The sequence below is a fragment of the Enterococcus sp. DIV0175 genome, from assembly GCF_050529075.1.
In the GTDB taxonomy this organism is placed as follows: Bacteria; Bacillota; Bacilli; order Lactobacillales; family Enterococcaceae; genus Enterococcus_B; species Enterococcus_B thailandicus.
This window is the reverse complement of the sequence record NZ_CP172880.1, coordinates 860013-881893: the sequence shown is the minus strand read 5'-3', so window position 1 is coordinate 881893 and position 21881 is coordinate 860013. Positions and strand designations below refer to the sequence as shown.

Annotated in this window: 19 protein-coding genes; 5 read left to right on the top strand and 14 right to left on the bottom strand. The window is 36.4% G+C overall.

Features of this window, described 5'->3' with window-relative positions; translation table 11 throughout:
• Positions 1-33: 33 nt before the first annotated feature.
• The 12 genes from IGJ76_RS04290 to IGJ76_RS04235 form a co-directional block, all read right to left on the bottom strand.
• Complete coding sequence (locus IGJ76_RS04290; protein WP_067484857.1) at positions 34-750, bottom strand: pseudouridine synthase; 717 nt, start codon at positions 748-750, stop codon at positions 34-36.
• On the bottom strand, positions 750-1325 hold the full coding sequence (gene scpB, locus IGJ76_RS04285; RefSeq protein WP_067484853.1) for an SMC-Scp complex subunit ScpB: 576 nt from the start codon (positions 1323-1325) through the stop codon (positions 750-752). The genes IGJ76_RS04290 and scpB overlap by 1 nt, the downstream gene beginning before the upstream one ends.
• Positions 1309-2079 carry a segregation/condensation protein A gene (locus IGJ76_RS04280; protein ID WP_280522225.1) on the bottom strand — a complete coding sequence of 257 codons (771 nt, stop codon included), beginning with the start codon at positions 2077-2079 and terminating at the stop codon, positions 1309-1311. The genes scpB and IGJ76_RS04280 overlap by 17 nt, the downstream gene beginning before the upstream one ends.
• A gap of 17 nt (positions 2080-2096) precedes the next feature.
• Positions 2097-2447: a GNAT family N-acetyltransferase gene (locus IGJ76_RS04275; protein ID WP_067484850.1), complete on the bottom strand. Its 351-nt coding sequence runs from the start codon at positions 2445-2447 to the stop codon at positions 2097-2099.
• An 18-nt stretch (positions 2448-2465) separates the two neighbouring features.
• Complete coding sequence (xerD, locus tag IGJ76_RS04270; protein ID WP_067484847.1) at positions 2466-3353, bottom strand: site-specific tyrosine recombinase XerD; 888 nt, start codon at positions 3351-3353, stop codon at positions 2466-2468.
• Positions 3354-3458: 105 nt separating this feature from the next.
• The gene (locus IGJ76_RS04265) at positions 3459-3917 is read right to left on the bottom strand and encodes a Fur family transcriptional regulator (RefSeq protein WP_067484844.1); all 459 of its coding nucleotides are present in this window, start codon (positions 3915-3917) and stop codon (positions 3459-3461) included.
• Positions 3918-4025: 108 nt separating this feature from the next.
• Positions 4026-4889 (bottom strand): CvfB family protein, encoded by an 864-nt coding sequence (locus IGJ76_RS04260; protein WP_067484841.1) that lies wholly within the window; start codon positions 4887-4889, stop codon positions 4026-4028.
• Positions 4890-5060: 171 nt separating this feature from the next.
• Entirely contained in the window at positions 5061-7301 is a 2241-nt protein-coding gene (locus IGJ76_RS04255) for a cell division site-positioning protein MapZ family protein (protein WP_218658152.1), read from the bottom strand.
• 254 nt (positions 7302-7555) lie between these two features.
• On the bottom strand, positions 7556-8665 hold the full coding sequence (gene rpoD, locus IGJ76_RS04250; RefSeq protein ID WP_067484835.1) for an RNA polymerase sigma factor RpoD: 1110 nt from the start codon (positions 8663-8665) through the stop codon (positions 7556-7558).
• Positions 8666-8688: 23 nt separating this feature from the next.
• A complete protein-coding gene (gene dnaG / locus IGJ76_RS04245; RefSeq protein WP_430596744.1) occupies positions 8689-10527 on the bottom strand; it encodes a DNA primase in 1839 nt (612 codons plus the stop codon).
• 181 nt (positions 10528-10708) lie between these two features.
• Positions 10709-13021, bottom strand: coding sequence for a cation-translocating P-type ATPase (locus tag IGJ76_RS04240; RefSeq protein WP_270344918.1), 2313 nt, complete (start codon positions 13019-13021; stop codon positions 10709-10711).
• A 179-nt stretch (positions 13022-13200) separates the two neighbouring features.
• Positions 13201-13833 carry a lysozyme family protein gene (locus IGJ76_RS04235; protein ID WP_067484826.1) on the bottom strand — a complete coding sequence of 211 codons (633 nt, stop codon included), beginning with the start codon at positions 13831-13833 and terminating at the stop codon, positions 13201-13203.
• A gap of 211 nt (positions 13834-14044) precedes the next feature.
• Here IGJ76_RS04235 and IGJ76_RS04230 point away from each other — a divergent pair, with 211 nt between their 5' ends.
• Both IGJ76_RS04230 and mprF read left to right on the top strand, forming a co-directional pair.
• Positions 14045-14761, top strand: a complete 717-nt coding sequence (locus tag IGJ76_RS04230; protein WP_067484823.1) for an alpha/beta fold hydrolase — start codon at positions 14045-14047, stop codon at positions 14759-14761.
• Positions 14762-14773: 12 nt separating this feature from the next.
• A complete protein-coding gene (mprF, locus tag IGJ76_RS04225; RefSeq protein WP_075491240.1) occupies positions 14774-17368 on the top strand; it encodes a bifunctional lysylphosphatidylglycerol flippase/synthetase MprF in 2595 nt (864 codons plus the stop codon).
• A 70-nt stretch (positions 17369-17438) separates the two neighbouring features.
• Here the strand turns inward: mprF and tuf are convergent, their stop codons facing one another.
• Positions 17439-18626, bottom strand: a complete 1188-nt coding sequence (tuf, locus tag IGJ76_RS04220; RefSeq protein WP_067484820.1) for an elongation factor Tu — start codon at positions 18624-18626, stop codon at positions 17439-17441.
• 292 nt (positions 18627-18918) lie between these two features.
• On the opposite strand from tuf, the gene IGJ76_RS04215 reads away from it, so the two are divergent.
• Positions 18919-19272: a YxeA family protein gene (locus tag IGJ76_RS04215; protein ID WP_067484818.1), complete on the top strand. Its 354-nt coding sequence runs from the start codon at positions 18919-18921 to the stop codon at positions 19270-19272.
• Positions 19273-19376: 104 nt separating this feature from the next.
• Here IGJ76_RS04215 and IGJ76_RS04210 read toward each other — a convergent pair whose 3' ends face one another.
• Positions 19377-20381 (bottom strand): nucleoid-associated protein, encoded by a 1005-nt coding sequence (locus tag IGJ76_RS04210; protein WP_067484815.1) that lies wholly within the window; start codon positions 20379-20381, stop codon positions 19377-19379.
• 181 nt (positions 20382-20562) lie between these two features.
• Here IGJ76_RS04210 and IGJ76_RS04205 point away from each other — a divergent pair, with 181 nt between their 5' ends.
• A complete protein-coding gene (locus IGJ76_RS04205; RefSeq protein WP_218658149.1) occupies positions 20563-21414 on the top strand; it encodes an aldo/keto reductase in 852 nt (283 codons plus the stop codon).
• Positions 21415-21430: 16 nt separating this feature from the next.
• On the top strand, positions 21431-21676 hold the full coding sequence (locus IGJ76_RS04200; protein WP_067484809.1) for a hypothetical protein: 246 nt from the start codon (positions 21431-21433) through the stop codon (positions 21674-21676).
• Positions 21677-21881: the final 205 nt, after the last annotated feature.

Here is a 21881-nt window from a genome sequence, read left to right as displayed (position 1 = left end):
AAGCAACAATTAGTTCTTACAAAAAGTAAGCTTTCATTTTGAATGATTTAATAATGTACTGATTTCTTTTTTGTTTAACTCACGATACTCTCCTGGACGTAGCCCTTGAAGAGTCAGATCACCATATTTTTCTCGTTTCAGTTTTTGTACGGGTAAGCCAACTGCCTGTAGCATGTTTTTCACTTGGTGATTACGTCCTTCATGGATTGTTAACTCAACAATACTGTGATTCGTTTTAGGATCAACTGACAAGATTTGAACTTTAGCAGGTGCCGTTCTTCGTCCTTCTAGTTTAATTCCTTTCGTTAAAGGAGATAGCACCGATTTTGTAGCGATCCCTTTTACTTTTGCAACATAGACTTTATCTACCTCATGCTTTGGATGCGTCAAACGTTGCGCAAATTCACCATCATTTGTTAATAGTAAAATACCAGATGTATCATAATCAAGGCGTCCTACAGGATAAATTCGTTCTTTTACCATCGGCAACAAGTCAGTAACCACTTTTCGGTTTTTATCATCTGATACTGCAGAAATGACCCCTTTTGGCTTATAAAGTAAATAGTAACCATATTCTTCTTGATAAATTGGCACTTCGTCTACTTCAACAACATCGTGTTTTCCAACTTTTACACCTAATTCTCGCACAACTGTGCCGTTGACTTTTACCCGACCAGCCAAAATAAATTCTTCTGCTTTTCTTCGAGAAGTAATTCCCGCATGCGCGATTACTTTTTGCAATCTTTCCATTACATTTTTTCTCCTTCGCTCACTCCATCAAAAAATAAATCCAATGATTCATCATCTTTTAACGCGTTTTCTAATTCTTGTGTATCTGGCAACTCAGTTAAATCTTTTAATCCAAAATAATCAAGGAAATAGCCAGTTGTTCCATACAAAATGGGACGACCAGGACCTTCCACCCGCCCTTTTTCTTCAATTAACTTATGAGCAACCAATCGCTGAACGGGACCAGAAGCTTGGACACCTCTGATTTGTTCGATTTCTGTACGTGTAATTGGTTGTTTGTAAGCAATGATTGCTAACGTTTCAACTGCTGCTTGTGATAACGTATTTGATGATCCTTGCGCATATTTTTTTAAGAGTGGCGCTAATTCTTTCTTAGTTGTTAAGACAAAATGGTCTTCTGTTTCAAAAATGTGTAACGCTGAATCAAGAGTTGCTTGGTATTTTTTTTCTAAGGCTAAAATCAATTCAGCTAATTCTTGTTTATCAACATTCAATAAATAGCTTAGTTCTTCACTACCGATTCCTGCTTCGCCGGCCACAAAAAGGATAGCTTCTAGTTCACTTAATTTTGTCATTCGTTGTATCTCCTACTACTGGATAAAGCATGATTGAATCATAATTTTCAGCCTGCTCAGCAAAAATCTGTCCATTTTTCATCAGTTCAAGTAACGCTATGAAGGTCGTCACGACTTCTGCTTTTGTTGGTGCTTCAAAAAATGATTCAAATGTACAGCCCGCTTGACTGTTCACTAGCTTTTCCTTAATAAAACTCATACGTTCTTCGATTGTCGTGTCGTCTGGGGCAATCGTCTTTTCCACTTTTTGTGAAAATTGTTTGCGCTCCAAAATGGCTTGCATCGCCCGAAATAAATCGACTTTTTTTACTTGTCCACGTTTGAGAGGCAATTCTTTTTCTGCTAAGTCTTCTACCATCGTTGGCTCTTTTGAGTAATATAAACTACGTTCCTCAGCTTTTTCAACTAGTTTTTCTGCTGCATACTTGTACTTTCGATATTCTAAAAGTTGCGTAACCAATTCGTCTCGTGGATCTTCTTCCCACGTTAAATCATCTTCAATGGCGAGTTCCTGAACAGGCAATAATGTTTTACTTTTGATTGCCATCAATGTAGCTGCCATCACCAGGTATTCTCCCGCTAGCGCTAGCTCCATTGTTTTCATCGTATGAATATAGTTCATGTATTGCTCAGTAATTGTCGCAATTGGAATGTCATAAATATCAATTTCCATTTGCTGAATCAAATGAAGCAATAAATCCAGTGGTCCTTCAAAAATATCTAGTTTAATATTGATTTCAGTCAAATGATTCACTCTTTCTTCATTATGCTTCATTGCCATTTAGACAAGTAAGGTTTCGTAACCTCAGTTGCTAAAAAAGTCACTTCTGGATATTTTTCTTGAAGCTCATTTAGCATCAAGAATCCCATGTTTTCTCCTCGATAAGAAGGGTTCAACGAAATATCATGAATGACTAATTGATTCTTGTCGATCCATTCAATACCGATAATTCCTTGAATATTTGTCGAGTCTTCTGGTGTGAAGAAAAACAGTTCATAATCATTTTCTGCCTCATAAACATCGATTTCTTTTAACAAATCGGTTTGATCCGTCAATTTTTTATGAAAGCTTAATAAGCCCATTGCAATTTTTCGGTTCTCTTTTCGGTAATGTGTTAACATTGTTTCACCTTCCTCTGATTAAGCCCTTGGAAAATGCTGCTTGTAAACATCTGTCATTCTTTTCTTAGTGATATGTGTATAGATTTGTGTTGTTGAGATGTCTGCATGTCCCAATAGTTCTTGCACCGTCCGTAAGTCTGCTCCGTTTTCCAATAAATGTGTAGCGAAACTGTGACGTAAAGTATGTGGCGTAACGTCTTTACGAATACCTGCTTGTTGTACTAATTGTTTTAAATTTTTCCAGATTCCTTGTCGAGAGAGTCCTTTTCCATGATTGTTTACAAATACATGTAGTTCGGAAGTATCCTTTACTAACAGAGGGCGCGCTTCATCCAAATAACGTTCTAACCATTGAATTGCATAGTCTCCTAAAGGAATGATTCGTTCTTTATCTCCCTTACCAATTGTTTGTAATAAGCCGAGAGAAAGATGAAGATCACCTAATTTTAGACTGATTAATTCACTGACCCGCATGCCCGTTGCATACATGACTTCCAAAATTGCTCGGTCGCGAATCCCTAATGTTTTGGATGTATCTGGTGTTTCAATCAATGTTTCGACTTCTTTAAGTGTCAACGTACTTGGTAATTTTTGTGCCTTCTTTGGTGTATCAATATGCTGCATAGGATCATGGTCTGTATAGCGTTCTTGTCGCAAAAACTGATGAAATCTTCTCAAGCTAGAAATCATTCGGGTAATTGTCGCAGTCGCCTTTTGTTCTTCATGTAGTTTTTCTAAATACTGAATAACTAGATAACGATCGACCATTTGCCAAGAAGTAATCTTCTTTTCTTCCATAAAATGCAAATATTGTTCCAAATCACGTTCATAACTTTTACGCGTATTGGCCGAGAGTCCACGTTCAATATTCAAATAATGAAGGTACTCACTTAGTTCTTCTTTCATACTATAACCCACCTCATGCTTTCTCTATCATATCAGATACACCCTTATTTCGATAGTCCATTTACGTTATCTGCACAAAGAAAAAGCCGTCTTTTAACAGACGGGCTACTTTTTCTTTTCGTTTTCTTGACAGTCGTGACAAATTCCATGAAAGGTCAAACGATGATCTTTCACTAAAAAATGATATCTTTTTTCAACAACTTGTTCGACTTCTCCCAAAAGATCTTCTTCAACTTCTTCGATAGCACCACAATTAAGACATAACAAGTGATGATGAAAATGTTTCGCACCCTCTTTTCGTAAATCGTAGCGTGCTAATCCGTCATTGAAGCTCACTTTATCGACAATTTTTAAATCAGTTAGAATTTCTAATGTTCGGTAAACCGTTGCAAGACCAATTTCTGGACTTTTTTTCTTAACTAAAAAGAAAATCTCTTCAGCAGACAGATGCTCTTTTTCATTTTCTAAAAGTACGAGCAGTGTCGCCTCTCGCTGCGGAGTTAACTTAAAACCCGATTCATGTAATTGTTGTTTCGTTTTTTTCATTGCCAATATAGCATTCATCCATTAATTCAACTCCAACAATTTATAATAATTACAAATAAACAAATGATAATACTCAGTTAAATTATAATAATTATAAGCTAGTTAAGAAAAACATGCAAGATATTCTCAATTAGATTTTTCAATTAATTTTGTGACGCCATCTTCTTGTTTGATTAATCCTTGCTTCATCAGATTACCCATTGCACGTTTGAAGGCGCCTTTGCTGATTCCAAAAGTTTTCATGATATCTTCCGGATCTGATTTGTCGGTAAATGGTAATTGTTTTTCTGCTGAGCGCTCTAAAATTGTCAAAATCATTTGTGCATCATCACTGATGGCTTCATGCGCACGTGGTTTCAACGAAATATTCAAAACACCGTCTGGGCGAACGCCTACAACTCGGCCGCTCACGTGTTCGCCTAATCGTGGCTCTTGATAACGTTCGGAAGGATGAATAAACGCCACATAAAAATCATCGGTTAAGACATATGTTCCTGCTAATTTCAAACGGTACGTTGTTCCAGAAATATCTTTATTTTTTAACTCTTCATTCCCATGTTTACTCAATGACTTAAAGATTTTTTCATCTGCGAGTTCACCCCAAATGCGATCTTTTGCATCCACCTTCAAAGCAATCATCAATCGATCCCCTTTTTTAGGCCACAATTCTGTCATCGTGGGTAACTCGTCTAAAGAAACAACAAAGTCTTTATCTGGTAAGCCAATATCAACAAAAGCACCTAGATCTCTTCTAGTTGCTGTTACGGTTCCAAAGGCATAATGACCAATGCGACTTTTAGGAATCAATGTTGTTAAACGATTTTCGTGTTTTTGATTTTGATAACCAAATCCTTCGACCGCTTCACCAATTTGATGCTCTCCTTCTGATTTGCTTAATCCAAAAGTTTGCCCGTTTTTTTGGACAAAATAATTTTTTTCATTTTCATCAATAATAATTCCTGTAAATATGTTTGCTAATAAATTATTCATTTCGATCTCCTTTTAATTGAAAGGCTTTGATTTCCCGTCACTTTTCTCTGCTATCATAACATACAGCTTTCACCAAGAACAATGTTCGAAGCAGTACTCCATAAAAAAAACTTAGGCGAATCATTCATCCTGATTCGCCTAAGCCAGTCATCTGTTAGATTAGTAAGTTTTTTAATTACTTCCATTCCCGCCAAACCAACCTGTTTTACAGTTGATTGTTACGATATAAAATGGTAAGGCACTTTCCCCAATACCACTCATTAGAGATGATTTGGTTGAAGTCGCATAAAGATTATAATAGCCCTCACCATTTTTAATTTGCGCTTTTTCTAACTTATAGCCGCCTTCGACAATATAGCCTCGTTGAATACACGTAGCAATGACACTTTCTCTCACTCCAGATGCCCAGTTCCACGCTGTATTAGAACTATCTGCTACATCACTTGCATTCGTTCCCATGATTGGTTGATTTGCTGTTGAACCTGAACCTACAGTAGTCGTACCAGAAGCTGTACTTGCTTTCGCGGCTTCTTGAGCTGCTTTTTCTGCTTGGGCGGCTGCTTGAGCCGCAGCGGCTTGCTCTTCTTTTGCCTTTTGTTCTGCTTCTTGTTTTGCTTTTTCTTCCGCAGCTTTTTTCTCAGCCGCTTGTTTTTCTTTCTCAACTAATTGCTGATCTACTTTTGTTAATTGTTGTTTGAACGGCTCGGCAAGTTCTTTGTTTACGATTTTATCAACCGCTTCTTTCGCTACTTTGTATTGATCCCGTGTAGCTGAATCAACAACTTTTTCATTTTGATACACAACTTTTATTTTTTCTTTAGCTGTTTCAATTTGCTCAAGTTGTTTTTTTGCCTCTTGTTGTGCTTTTTTAATAAGCGCTCCAAAAGCTGAATCATCTGTTTCAATTGCCTCGATTTTATCAGTATTTTTTAGTACTGGCTGTTCAACTAAATGATCATCTTCAATCACAGGTTCAGTAAACAAATCATTTACTTTTTTAATACTGATTATCTTTTCTTGAATGTCGTTGTATGTTTCATTTAATTTTTGATAATCTTTTGTAGAGTCAACTTCTTTTAACTCTTGCTTGATTTTTGGCAGGTCTTGATTCAAGTGGTCTGTACGAATGAACTCATTTGTATCATCAACATAAAAACTAGCTAGTTCTTGTTTCATTTCAGAAACTTGCTTTTCTTGTCTGGCTACCTCAGCAATTCGCTCGGCTTCGACTTTTTGCTGATTGTCATAGTATGCCCAACCACCAACACCTAATAAAATAACTGCAGCTAATAAAAGATAAGGTCCTTTTTTAGCTTTTTTTGGTTGTTCAGTTGGTTGTTTTGTTTCTGACATTGTCGGTTCTGATTCTTTTTGAAAAGCTGCTTTATCTGTAGCGGATGTTACAGTTGGTTTTTCAAGCTTTTCAGGCTTCACAGTTGTTTGCTCAACCGTTTCTTTCGTTGATTGTTTCACTGCATCGGCTTTTTTTTGAGAACTCATTTTCTCTTTTTTTACTTGAACTGGCACAGCTTTGTTTGCATTTTTTTTAGCAACTTTTAAGGATTCATCCTTTATGGATTGTTTCTTAGAAACAACTGTTGGTTCTTCAGCTGCTTTTTCTACTGTTTTTTTCGCTTCGTCAACTTTAGATTTCGGGTCTTCGACAACTTGCTCAACAGTTTTTTCTTTTGTTGCCAACTCTTCTGAATGTTCTATGTTTTTTTCTTTTTTGTCGTCACTCTTAGCAGAATCAGACACGATAGCTTCTGTGTCAGTACGGTTTTCTTCTTTGATATCTGCTACATCTTCTGCAATCTCAGGTGCCTGTTCAGCAGCAATCTTTTCGTGAATCATTTGCATTAATTCTTTTGATTGTTCTTCATCCACGTCTTCACGATGAGCCTGAATGTACGCTGCAAGAATTGACTGGTTATCTTCTTTTTCAACATTTTCTTTTAGCTGTGCAATGCGTTCTTGTTTTTCTTTTTCAACCGTTTCATCAATCGAAAGTTTTTGTTTCACTTTGGTTTCTTTTTGATTTTCTGGTTGGTTATCTTGATTTTTTTTCATAGGTTTGACAGCTTTCTCTTTCTTTTCTTCCAATTGTTCACCTGCAGTTTCTTTTACTGCTGTTTCTTCTGGGGTTTCAGACGTATCAAACAATTCCATAACTGATTCAAGTGGCAAATCTTTTAGCTCTGACCATTCGATTGGGTCATTTAACTCTGTATCTGGAAAATCTGGTTGATTATTTTCTTCAGGAATTTGTTCAAGAGATTGGTCTGTTGTTTCGACAACATCTCGTTCATTTTGAATGTGCTGATCATTTTCTTCAAGGCTAAAGCCGCAATCTGGACAAACTTTTTGGCCTTTAATCTTTTTTGATCCACATTTTGGACATTTTTTTTTCACTTAGTGATCGGCTCCTTTAACTAAGTTTAACGCTAACATTTAATCTATCACATTCTAGCCTATCAGCCAATAGTTTATCTTTACGATTTTCTAACAAATCAGTAAATCGAACGTTAAAAATAAGAGTTAAAAAAATTTTTTCACACAAAAACAAGTTTTAGAAAGCAAAGATTATGTGAAAAAAATTATCCATTTGAACAACTAAAAAAAGCTGACACAAAACGAATTAACGTTTTGTGCCAGCTTTTTAGTTTTTATTCCAAGAAATCTTTTAATTGTTTTGAACGTGATGGATGGCGTAATTTTCTTAGTGCTTTTGCTTCGATCTGACGAATACGTTCACGCGTTACACCGAAAACTTTCCCAACTTCTTCTAAAGTTCTTGTTCGACCGTCATCTAAACCGAAGCGTAAACGCAACACGTTTTCTTCACGGTCAGTCAATGTATCCAATACATCTTCCAATTGTTCTTTTAATAATTCATAAGCCGCATGTTCAGCAGGGCTTGTAGCTTCTTGATCTTCAATGAAATCACCAAGATGTGAATCATCTTCTTCACCAATTGGTGTTTCTAATGAAACAGGCTCTTGCGCAATTTTTAAGATTTCGCGTACTTTTTCTGTAGGTAGGTCCATTTCTGCCCCAATTTCTTCAGGTGTTGGTTCTCTACCTAAGTCTTGAAGTAGTTGACGTTGGATACGAATCAATTTATTAATTGTTTCAACCATATGAACTGGAATACGAATTGTACGTGCTTGGTCAGCAATCGCACGTGTGATTGCTTGACGAATCCACCAAGTCGCATAAGTTGAGAATTTGAATCCTTTACGGTAATCAAATTTTTCAACGGCTTTCATTAAGCCCATATTTCCTTCTTGGATCAAATCTAAGAACTGCATACCACGACCCACATAACGTTTTGCAATACTTACAACTAAACGCAAGTTTGCTTCAGCTAAACGTTGTTTTGCTTCTTGGTCGCCTTCTTCGATTTTCAAGGCAAGTGCTACTTCTTCTTCAGCTGTTAAAAGGGAAACTCGGCCGATTTCTTTTAAATACATACGAACTGGATCGTTGATTTTTACACCAGTTGGTGCAGATAAATCTTCTGTTTTTGCTTTTTCAGCTTTTTTCTCACCACTTTTTAAACTGTGAATTGATGGATCACCATTTTCATCGACAACACTGATTCCAGCATCCTCAACTTTTTGAATTAGTTTGTCCATTTCTTCAGCACTCAATGTAAATGGTGTAGCAAGTTGGTTTGATAGATCATCATAGACAACTTGTCTTTTAGGTTTGTGTTCTTTGATGAAAGCTGTCACTGCTGCTTCATACTTTTTCTTATCTGTTACATTTGCCATAAAAGAAGGCCCCCTTCAAGTAGCTATTTGGCTTGTTTTAACTGTCTCGTTAAATTAATGATCTCGATTGTCAATTCTAATTCTAACTGTTTATTACCTGTACGTCTGGCTTCTTGCTGCAATTGTTTTTTTTCGATTATTTTATCAGCTAAGCCAGATTTACTGATAACAGCCAGTAAATCTTGAATTTCTCGCGTAGAGCTTTCTTCAGCGACTCGCAAATAGGCAATCTCCACCACTAAACGCCTAATTTTTTCATCTTGCAAAAAGTTTAAAAAATCTGCAAGGTTAAACTCTTCATATTGTGATAGATACGCATCAAACAAAAAATAGATTTCTGCGTACTCATCGTGGATAAATTGAAACTCTTGTTCTTTCAGCAAATTCCGAACAGAAATTTCTTTAAACACCCGATACAACAACATTTGCTCCGCTTTTTCGACTTGCGTCAGAGGTTGCTTTTGTTGCGGTAACTCCTGCTTGACCATTGGTATATTCGGCTCAGCAGTCCGTTGCTGTTCTTGGCGGTTTGCTCGTTTCAATTCACGCAATTGTTTTTGAATCGTTTCACGACTAACTTGAAATTCACTTGTCAGTTGTGAAAGATACATATCTTGCTCAATTGGCGAGACAACTTTACTTAATTCAATCAACACTTCTTGAAGATAATCTAACTTATCTTTTTCATTATCCAAATTCTTATTTTGCTTTAGATAGCGTGTTTTGAATGTAAAGACTGTTTCACGACCATGTTGAATCAATTCCTGAAAGGATGCTTCACCATATTTTCGCAAATATTCGTCTGGATCTAGCTTTTCTGGTACAACTACAATTGATAACTGTAATCGACTATTTTCACGTAGAAGTTCGATTCCACGATTGGTAGCCTCAAATCCTGCTTGGTCACCATCATAACAAAGCACCAGGTCTTTCGTTAAGCGCTCCATTTGCTGGATTTGTTGAGCAGTTAAACTGGTTCCCATTGAAGCTAAACCATTTTTGATTCCGGCTTGCCAAGCTGCAATTACATCCATAAATCCTTCAAATAGTAATATTTCACCAGTTTTTCGGATCTCGCTTCTTGCTTTATCCAAGTTAAATAAAACTTGACGCTTATTAAATAGTTCTGTCTCTGGACTATTTAAATACTTGGGTTGATCTTTTTCTTGACCTTTTTCTGGTGCTAACCACCGACCAGAAAAGCCAATCGTTCGACCTTGCGGATTGTTGATTGGAAACATGATGCGCTGATAAAAGCGATCAGAAAAATGACCATCATCATGCTTGATAAACAATCCAGAATGTTCAAAAACATCACTTGATAATGATTCATTATTGAACACTTGAACTAAAAATGAACGTTCATTTGGTGCAAAACCAATCTTAAACGCTTCAATTAATTCCATTGTTAACCCACGATTCAGTAAATAATCAAGTGCAGGCTGTCCAGCTTTCGTGTGTAGTAACATGTGGTGATAGACCTCTACAGCTTTTTCATGTGCTGTAAGTAACTTGCCCGTAGCTGAATTTGTTTCATCAGTAGCATACGTTTGTTGTTTCCATTGATCTGCTAAGGGAATTTGTTCAAATTCTGCAACTTTTACCACTGATTCTGGAAAAGTTAATCCTTCAAGTTCTTGAAGAAAAGTAAAGACATTTCCACCTTTCCCGCAACCAAAACAATGAAAAATCTGTTTGTCTTCAGCTACAGAAAACGAAGGCGTCTTCTCTTCGTGAAAGGGACAAAGTCCTAGATAATTTTTTCCAGATTTCTTTAATTGAACGTATTGTCCAATCACCTCAACGATATTCGTTTGACTCCGAATATTTTCAATCACTTCCTGAGGAATTCGCTGAACCATTGTTTCCACCCCCTCATTTGTATACTCCATAAAAATCGAGTAAATCTATCAGGAGAATAACCGGTAAAAAATCGCACCAACCGAAATCAGCGCGATTTTAAAGGACACAATTATACATGTTTGATTGTATCATATTCCTGTTCTTTTTCAAGTATAACGTTTTAAGAAGTTAATGAATTGTTTAAGCAAACTTATTCAACAGTTTTTCTTGAATATTGGCACGCCAATAAGCTAGACGAAGAACAATATTTATTGCCATGAGCCCAACGAATAAGCCAAGTTGATTTCCCACACCTAAATTCACTTCTAAAATGCCATGGAAAAGCATCGCTGCCACATAAATTCCAACAACCGTCGTAACAGCTAAGAAAATTCGTAATGGGTTGAAAGGATAACAAGCTTTGATTACAGCTAAACAACTAATTCCAATCAATAAATAATACATTAATGTTGTCGTTTCACCATTCGACCAATCCAATCGTTGTCCCAATAGATAAACTGTCACAACATTTAAGACAACTAAAAGTGCATTTGGTAATGCATTGATAAGCGCTGTTGGCAAGTAGCGATAATTGACTTTTCGTTTATCTTGCTCAAAAGATAAGAAGAAAGATGGGTATCCTTCAATTGCTAAGTCAATCAATGTGATTTGAATGGGAATGAATGGGAACCCAATCGCAGTAATCGCACATAAGATAGACAAGATGAAAGAATAAATTGTTTTGATAAAGAAAATTCCTGAAACCTTCGTCACATTGTTAACCACTCGACGACCTTCAAACAAAACTTCTGGCAACGTCGTGAAGTCCGAATCCAGTAAAACTAAGTTGGCGATTTGACGAGTTGCGCCATCACCTTCTGCCATTGCAATACTACAATCAGCTTCACGAAGTGCTAACACATCATTTACACCATCACCTGTCATCGCAACTGTTTTACCACTTTCCTTTAGCTCATTGACTAAGATTTTCTTTTGTTGAGGGCTTACTCGACCAAAAACTGTATAGTCATGCGCAGCTTGTCGTACATCTTCTTCATTAATTAAATCAGAAAGATCAATATAGGCATCGTAATTCGGTAAACCTGCACGTCGCGCAATATTCGAAACGGTAAAAGGGTTGTCCCCAGAAATAACTTTTATATCCACGCCTTCTTCATGCAAGTAAGCTAATGTTTCTGGTGCATTTTTTCGAATAGGATCGTCAATTTCAAATAAAGCAATCGGATCAATACCGGTTGGTTTATCCTCTGATAATTTTTGATTAGGTGCAACACCTAGCATCAAGACACGATAGCCATTTGCTTGTGCGGACATTAGTCGATCTGGCAACTGATTTTCTGGAACTAATCGTTCTGGTGCCCCAACGTACACTACACCTAGTTCAGGAAATTCCATTGCGCCCCATTTTCGGTCAGAAGAGAACGCTAAGACTTCTTCTACTTGGTAACGATTGGAAACTGCAAAATAATTACGTAAAGCTTGCATCGTCACATTATTATCATTGCTTTCTGCTAAATAAGTACCAATAATTTCTGGAATTGCCTTTTCATAACGTACATCCAACGCCTCTACATGTTGGATACTCATTTTTCCTTCCGTAATGGTTCCCGTTTTATCTAAGCAAAGTGTATCGACATGGGCTAAGGTTTCAATTGCATACATGTCTTGAACAAGGATTCGTTTTTTTGCTAGCTTCGTAACTCCAGTTGTCAAAGCAATACTAATTAATAATACCAATCCCTTAGGTAACATTCCTAGTAACGCAGCGGCTGAAGCAACAACGGATAGTTTGATTGATGCATCTCTGATGAACAAGGCTTGTAGAAATAAAATAATTCCTAATGGAATAATGACAAAACTGGTAAATTTTGATACTTTTCTGATTGAGTCAACTAATTCAGACTGAATTTTCTTGTGCTTCTTAGCTTCGCTCGTCAAACGAACTGCATAGTTGTCTGCGCCAACGCGAATCACTTTTGCAAAGACTGAACCACTTGTTAAGAAACTTCCAGAAAGCAATTCTGCTCCAGCTTCCTTAATAATTAAATCTGATTCGCCCGTCAACAAAGCTTCATTTGCTTCTGCTCGACCACTCAACACTTCCAGGTCTGCAGGAATTTGCTCTCCCGCACCAATTTTTACTAAATCATCTAGTACAAGTTCTTTCGTCGAAATCGCTCGCTCTTTTCCATCTCGCACAACTGTTACTTCAGATTGAGAAACAATCGACAATTTGCGGACAAGATTTCTTGCATGAATTTCCTGGTAGATTCCGATAACGATATTCATGATAATGATTGCGATATAAGCCATGTTGGAATACGCACCAACTAATAGCAGGCAGACCCCAATTCCAAAGTTCAGGAAATTGAATAATGTCAGAATATTATCGCTGAAAATTTGTCTAGTTGTTTTTGAAGCATCTTCTTGATAGTCATTTTGCTGACCTAACGCCAGCTTTTGCCTAACTTCTTCCTGTGTTAGACCAATCATTTTTTTATTTTCCATTTTTCGCCAACTTTCAAAAATAATCACGTCTTTAAGTCTAGCGGTTTCCAGACTTAAAAACAACTTGTTTTTTAGGGTTCAAACAGATTCTCAACTAAAAAATTAAAGTCTGTCCCTCGAATCTGTCTAAATAAAATTCAGACAGATCGTGCGTTTATTTTTGCTTACTTAAACATTTCTTCATACGCTTGAATAATTTTTTCATTCATCGCAACAATATCCGCATAAAACATATTTCCACCATTATGGTAAAGGTACCCACCATTATATAAAACGGATTGGACTCGCCAATAACGATATTGTGTTTGCTCTTCATTTCCTAACAGTGGACTCAAAATTGTTTTAGAATATTTTTCAGCTAACTTAACTGTGTTTTCACCACCGTTTTCTTTTACATACGCAATATAATCCTTTCCAAAATTATACGCTTGAATCGCAGTCGCTAAATCACAACCTTGTTTTTTAGCTTCCGTTATCATTTCTGCCAGATAGCTTACACCTTGATTGATACTTTCTTGTGGGTTATCGATTACGTTAGCTTCCCCATGCGCACTTTCAGAACTCTGCATCAAATCTTTACCAGAACCTTTTGATTCCGTTAAAATGATTGCTTTGACTAAAGCTTCATAATTTTCCATTTGATATTTTTGCGTAGCTTCTGTTATTTCTGTTTGATAAGCTTCTACTTTTTTTACAGCTTGGTACGTCCGATTAGCAAAAAAGATTGCGCCTCCGACCAGCGCGAGCACTACTGTAAAAAAGAAAGCTTTCAGTATTGAAAATCTTTTTTTCTTCATCACACATCACCTAGTTATTTAGACATCTTTTTTTATCTTACTATTTCTTTTCAAGATTCGCCATTTCTTCCTTGTTTTCTGTAAATTACTTAATAAAAAATGAAATTTTCCAATAAAATTTGTCAACTTACAAAATTGATCGGTAAGTTTCAAGGAAAACAATTGTCTAAAAACAGAAAAAATCGTTATAATTTAAACAGTAGGTGATTATGTGGAAAAAGAAAAGAAATATGCAAAAATGACAGATGGCAGTCAAATCTATTATGAAAAAAGTGGTAGTGGATTCCCTCTTTTTTTGCTTCACGGTAATGGTGGTAATGGAAACTTTTTTTCACAACAAGTACCGCTTTTTGAACAACACTTCACAGTTTATTTAATTGATAGTCGTGGGCAAGGACACTCAACAAACGAATCAGCCAATTTGAGCTTCAACTTAATGGCGGAAGATCTAGCAACCATTTTAGCTTTGGAAAATATCCAACAAGTAGACATTTTAGGATTTAGTGATGGGGCAAATTTAGCTTTAGTTTTTGCAAGTTCCTATCCCAAAAATGTTCATCGCTTGATTTTAAACTCTGGAAACACCTTGGTTCAAGGTGTTCGTCTACTTCCATTGATTGGTAGCTATCTTCACTATGGCATTATTTGGATTACTTCCTTATTTTGGCCAAAGTTGCGAAAAAAATTAGCAGTGATTTCTTTACTGTTACATAATGTTGGTTTGACTGAAACACAATTAAGTAATATTACGTGTCCAACACTGATTTTAGTTGGGAAAAAAGATGTGATTAAGCTCCAACACTCCCTTTTCTTGGCGAAAACTTTACCTAACGCCTCCTTTGTATTAGTAAAAGGAAGTGGCCATCAATTAGCGCGTCAGGATCCACAACGATTCAATCAGGAAGTACTCAAATTTTTAGAAGAATAGTAGGTGATTTATGTGTTAAAAACAGCCCTTCAATGGTTTAAAAATCATTTAGGACTATTTAAAACAATTTTTTTGATTTCTGTTGTTGTTATTATTTTTGGAGAACTCTTATCAATTGGTAAAACTTTATCTGTCGATCAGCTTGCTCAAACTTTCTCCGACATCCCAATTTGGAAAACATTTTTGATGTTCATCATCGGGCTACTTTGTGTCGCACCAATGATTGGTTACGATATAATTTTAAATCGTTTATTGGGTCAAAAATTATCTTGGAGTTATTTACTCGAAACTAGTTGGTTAATCAATTCGATTAACAATGTCGCTGGTTTTGGTGGTTTTGTAAGTATCGGTCTTCGTTCAGAACTTTACGGACAAAAAAAGGATGGAAAAAAAGTCATGCAGGCCCTCTCAAAAATTTTCTTATTTTTGATGGCAGGACTTTCTATCTATAGTTTGTTGTCATTTTTGCTGGTACTTTTTACGCCTGTCACTCCCTTTATCAAACAATATTGGATTTGGTTAATTGGCGGCGGATTATATTTCCCGGTTGTCTTGTTAGTCACTACCTTAAAGAAAGAAGGCTACTTAGGTGGGTTGACTTGGAAGCTACGTGGGCAACTACTTCTTGTTTCTATTTTGGAATGGACAGGTGTATTGCTAAGTTTTCTTTCGGTCGGTTTTTTGATGGAGATTCCGATTGATTTATGGCAAACAATTCCTTTATTTATTGCAGCTTCTGTCATTGGGATTGTGTCAATGATTCCCGGTGAGATTGGAAGTTTCGATGTAATGATGATTCTTGGGTTATCAGCAATTGGAGTTCCTCGTGAAATTGTAGTAGTCTGGATCTTGCTCTTTCGGATTTTCTATTACTTTATTCCATTTTTATTAGGCATCGTCTTTTTCTTCAAAAATATTGGTGCCTCTTTCAATCAAAGATATTCTGGCATTCCTAGACAACTGGCAACAGAAATCGCGCACAAAATTGTTGTCGTTTTACTTTATTTTTCTGGAATCATGCTCGTATTATCTGCTACAATTCCACAAGCTTTTTCGGAGTTTCATTGGTTACATACTTTGAACCCGCTAAAATTCCATTTTATCATTCAATTTCCAAGCATTATTTTAGGTTTCTTACTATTGATTATGGGACGAGGAATCGCCGCGCGGGTCACTCGTGCCTATTTACCAACCATTATCATTGTAGGACTTGCTTTACTTTACGTTATTCTTGGTGATTTTACCTTAACTGGATCAATTTTCTTGACATTATTATTAGTAATCATCATCGCTTCAAAAAATGAACTTTTCCGAGAACAATTAGTTTATTCTTGGGAATGGTTAACTGTCGATGGCTTGTTGATTGGCACATTAACTATTTTATATCTGGTGATTGGCGTCTATAATCTGCCAACCTTTCCACATCGGAAGCATCATTTTATTTCATTCTTTTTATTCCCATCTGAAAAAATTTGGCTTTCTGGTTTCTTAGCCATTGTTACCGTTAGCTTGATCATGATTCTCTTTGTTCACTTTTTACAAGGGAAAAAGAAATTAGTCGGTGAAGCTTTTGATGAAGAAAAAGCAAAAGCTGTACTTGTTAATTATGGAGGGAATTCTGATAGCCAACTGATTTTCTTGAAAGATAAACGAATGTTTACTTACGAAGCAAATGGTGAACCAACTGTATTATTACAGTTTGCTTCTTATAATAATAAATGTGTTGTTATGGGTGATCCTTCTGGGAAAAAGGAAGACTTTCCAAAAGCAATTGAAGCATTTATTACAGAAGCAGATTGTCTTGGCTACTTACCTGTTTTTTATGAGTCAAGTGAAGAACTTGTAATGATTCTCCATGATGTGGGCTATGATTTTATCAAAATGGGAGAAGAAGCGTATGTTGAGTTACCTGAATTCACAACTTCAGGTAAAAAGATGAAGGGCACGCGAGCAGTCATTAATCGAATCGAACGTGAAGGCTTCACATTCGAAGTCCTTTCTCCACCGTTTTCAGTAGAACAAATGCAAACATTTAAACAAATCTCAGATAACTGGCTTGGCAGCCGTAAAGAAAAAGGATTCTCTCTAGGTTTTTTTGCTGAAGATTATCTCCAACGCGGCCCCATCGCCGTTGTCCGAAATTCCGAACAAGAAATAGTTGCCTTTGCTAACATTATGCCAACTTATACTGATAATAAAGTTGGAACAATTGATTTGATGCGCTATGATCCAAAAAAAGCGCCTTCTGGTAGTATGGATTTCTTATTCATCCACCTATTCAATCATATGAAAGAACAAGATATTCAATGGTTCAACTTAGGAATGGCTCCCCTTTCAAATGTAGGAACGTCGAGAAAAAGTTTTCTTCAAGAACGAATTGCTTACTTGGTTTATGAATTTGGCTCCCATTTTTATTCTTTCCACGGATTACGTGAATACAAAGAAAAATATGCAACACATTGGACACCTCGATATACGCTTTATTCCCGAGATAGTTGGATTGCGTATGTCATGATTGCATTACTGATTATCGATAATGCTCCTGTCGAAAAAAATGGAAAAATGAATCCTTTACAAAAAGGATTTAAAAAATGGTTTAAAAAATAGCAAAAAAAGGATTCCAGAAATCATTTCTGGAATCCTTTTTAATTGTAACAAATTGTTTTTCTCAAAGTTTTTATGCTTCAATTTCAGTAACGATACCTGAACCAACAGTACGTCCACCTTCACGAATTGAGAAAGTTGTACCATTTTCAATTGCGACTGGGTGAATCAATTCTACGTCGATTGTTACGTTATCGCCTGGCATAACCATTTCTGTACCTTCTGGCAATACGATTGTACCTGTTACGTCCGTTGTACGGAAGTAGAATTGTGGGCGGTAGTTATTAAAGAATGGTGTGTGGCGTCCGCCTTCTTCTTTTGTCAACACGTAAACTTCTGCTTTGAATTTTGTATGTGGTGTGATTGAACCTGGTTTAGCAATTACTTGTCCACGTTCGATATCTTCACGTTGAATCCCACGAAGTAACACACCTACGTTATCTCCTGCTTCACCGTAATCAAGTGTTTTACGGAACATTTCAACACCCGTAACAACTGCCTTTTGCGTTTCTGGTTTGATACCAACGATTTCAATTTCATCACCAACACGAACGGCACCGCGGTCAATACGACCTGATGCAACAGTACCACGACCAGTAATAGAGAAAACATCTTCCACTGGTAATAATAATGGTTTTTCAGTGTCGCGCTCTGGCGTTGGAATATATTCGTCAACTGTATCCATTAATTCCATGATTGCAGCTTCAGCATCTGGATCACCTTGCAAAGCTTTCAAAGCTGAGCCTTTGATTACAGGTGTATCATCACCTGGGAAACCATATTCACTTAATAGTTCACGAACTTCCATTTCAACTAAGTCAATTAATTCTTCATCATCAACTAAATCTGTTTTGTTTAAGAAAACGATTAGATATTTAACACCTACTTGGCGTGATAACAAAATGTGTTCACGAGTTTGAGGCATTGGGCCATCAGTAGCAGATACTACTAAGATTGCACCATCCATTTGAGCCGCACCGGTAATCATATTTTTTACGTAATCCGCATGTCCTGGTGCATCAATATGTGCATAGTGACGTTTTTCTGTTTCATACTCTACGTGCGCTGTATTGATTGTAATTCCACGTTCACGTTCTTCAGGAGCCGCATCGATACTTGCATAGTCTTGAGGATTTGCTAGGCCTTTTTTCCCTAATACTGTTGTGATTGCAGCAGTTAAAGTGGTTTTACCATGATCGACGTGTCCAATGGTACCAATGTTAACGTGTGGTTTACTTCTGTCATAATGTTCTTTTGCCATAATTTACAAACCTCCTAAATAATATAGATCACTGAATTTTTCAGCTCTCACGCTTTTATTATAGTCCTTTTTTTATAAAATAAAAACGAATATGTCCTCCTTACTTTTTGTAAGGTTGGAACTATGATTATTATACGTCAAAATTGGTCAAAGTCAACTAAGAACACTTTCGCTGAACTTCTCTCTTCTACGCTTACCTTTTGTATCCTTTTTATAAATAAAAATTAGTTTGAGCGGATTCAATAGACGAATCACAACTTTTCAGGAATAATAGAGAACAGAGGTGAAATAGATGAAAAAATTAATTGGACTAATTGCCCTACTAGCCGTCTTTCTCGGTGGCAGTCTGTTTGCTTATGATTATTTTTATGGTGGCGAAACTTACTACACTGAAATTACTACAAATGGGGAAAAGCATACTGAACTCTCTGATAACGGAGAATCTTATACCGCGTATACGTACAAACAAAATGCCTACAATAAAAATGGCGAAAAGAAACGAGTTACTTTGAACGAAATGCGGGAACGTCCTTTAAAATTAAATGCCTATTTAAAACTTAAGGTCAATCCACGTAAAGGCGTCATGAGTTGGGAAGAAGTCAAAGAAACTGATGTTCCAAAAGAGGCTTTAGAAAAAATGGAATAATCCTCTCATGTTCTCGAAACAAAAAGCAGTTCAGAAAAATTTATCTGAACTGCTTTTTTGTTTACCTTTTGTCTATTGTTTCTCGTTGATTGATCAAATTTTTATTACAATCGATTCAAGACTTCATCAACGTTTTTAATCATTACAGAAATTGTTCCATCTGGATTGTTCACAAATTCAATCAAATCTGGATTGCGATAGACATCTACTGGAACGATCAATTCAATTCCGTTAGATAATTTGAACTTTTGCTTGCCAAATTTTTTCTCTGAGATTTCTTGTACTTCTTTCACAGGAATTGCTTCTGGAACAAAGCCATGTTCCTGTACTTCCTCCTTAAAAGCCATCTTGGCAGAGATATTTTCCTTGAATACTTTTTCGGCAATCATTTCATGATCCAGACGACCTTTTTCCTCAATGGTATCGTAAACAGCTTCTTTCAGATCAGCAACCATATCAAATTCATCAGTCTCAAATTTCTTACCTATTTGTTTCGCCACTTTTTGAATTACTTTGACGTTTTGCTCTAACGAAGGTGCTGGTACACTTTCAATCACTTTTTCTGAGAAATACCACTCTTTTTTTCCAGAAAACTCATATTTTTTCTCTAAGAGTTCATACGATAGCTCTTTCAGGTTCACCGCAATTGCCTCATCTGCCTTTTGAGATTTAGAACCTAAGATTGCGCGGTTCAAGATTAATTTATTTTCAATCCCAGTTTCATCTGCGTCAACGAAATGGGTATACGATTCACGATAATTCACCTTTAATAGTGCCACATAAAGTTCTGTGTCTAGTTCATACAACACAACAAACACATCGGCACTTGGCGCCTCTTCACTTTCTTGATAGATTTCATACCAACGCGCCACGATTTCTTCACTGGCTACAATGAAATCTTCAGAAAAATGCTGGACGCTTTTAGCAAATTGGCTTTCTTCTGCTAAGTGACCTGTTTTGGTTTGTGCAGAAGAAATTTTTTGAATTTTTTTTTGTAAAAAATCACGAATGAAGTCCTTCGTTAAGTCTAATTCTTTTTGTGAAAAAACAGGTGAACCTGTTTCGCGATCAATAATATGCAAGATTGCCTTCTTTAAATAAATATCCATGAGCTCATTCCCTTCTTGTCTAGTTTACCGAAAAAACGAAAAAAAGCTAGCTTGGTCACAAACATTTTTGTTCAAGTTTTCTTTTTCCTTTTTCTCGTGATAAAAATCAAAGCATGATGCCTTACTTTTTGTAAAAAGTGCGCTAAACTATATAAAGGAAAAAAGAAATGGAGATGTGAACATGGAAAACTTAACAAGCACATATCGTTTAGCAAATGGTTATGAAATCCCAGTCGTTGGTTTTGGTACTTGGCAAACACCTGATGGCGATGTAGCAGTTGCCTCTGTAAAAGAAGCATTAGCGGCAGGTTACCGTCATATTGATACAGCACAAGGCTATAAAAATGAAGAAAGTGTTGGTCAAGCAATCAAAGAAAGTGGTATTCCTAGAAAAGAAATTTTCTTAACAACGAAATTGTGGAATACCAATCATAGCTATGATTTAGTAATGTCTTCTTTTGAAGAGTCTTTAGAAAAACTACAAACAGACTATCTTGATCTTTTTCTTATCCACTGGCCAAATCCAATTACTTTCCGTGAAAATTGGGAAGAAGCAAATGCTGAAACTTGGCGTGCTTTTGAAGAATTATATGAAGCAGGAAAAATCAAAGCAATTGGTGTAAGTAATTTCTTGCCTCATCATTTAGATACTTTAGCAAAAACAGCGAAAATCATGCCAATGGTGAATCAAATTTTCTTAGCACCAGGTGAACTACAACCTGAAGTAGTTGACTATGCTCGACAACATGACATGATTCTTGAAGCTTACAGTCCTTTAGGAACAGGAAAAATCTTTGATGTTCCTGAAATGCAAGCAATTGCTGAAGCACATGGAAAAACAATTGCACAAATCTCATTACGCTGGTCTTTACAACACGGCTTTTTACCTTTACCTAAATCGGTCACACCAAGTAGAATCAAAGAGAACACAGAGTTATTTGACTTCGAATTGACTGAAACAGAAATGGCACAAATCGATTCATTAGATGGTGTCGTAGGTAAAGCCAAAAATCCTGATACAGCTGAATTTTAATTTAGTAGGTGATTGTATGAATCCCATTCAAAGGTTAGAAGCGTTACCTGAAGAAATTCTTCGGACATTTCATCCAGATTTTATCTTTTTGATTGAACCCGATAAAATCCAACACTTTCCAGCCAGAAATATGTCACATAATCAAAAAATCCACGAAGTCAAAAAGCGCTTGGATCATTCGTTGATGGTGACTCACTGGAACGAGCATGAAATTATCTACTCGCCGGAACTAACCGTTTTTGCGTTACTACCAAAAGAGTAAAAACAGCTTGGACAATCTCTTTGTCCAAGCCGTTTTTTTGTAGCCATCTATCTTCTTCGTCATTCTTCTGAGCAGAACTTTTTTATTCGTTTTCCCCGCTTAATATTAAAAAAAACAAAAATTTTTGATAAAAATCAACAATTATTGGGTCATTATGCGTACTTACGCAAGTTTTTTCCTTTAAATCCTTTTCAATTGGCAAAAT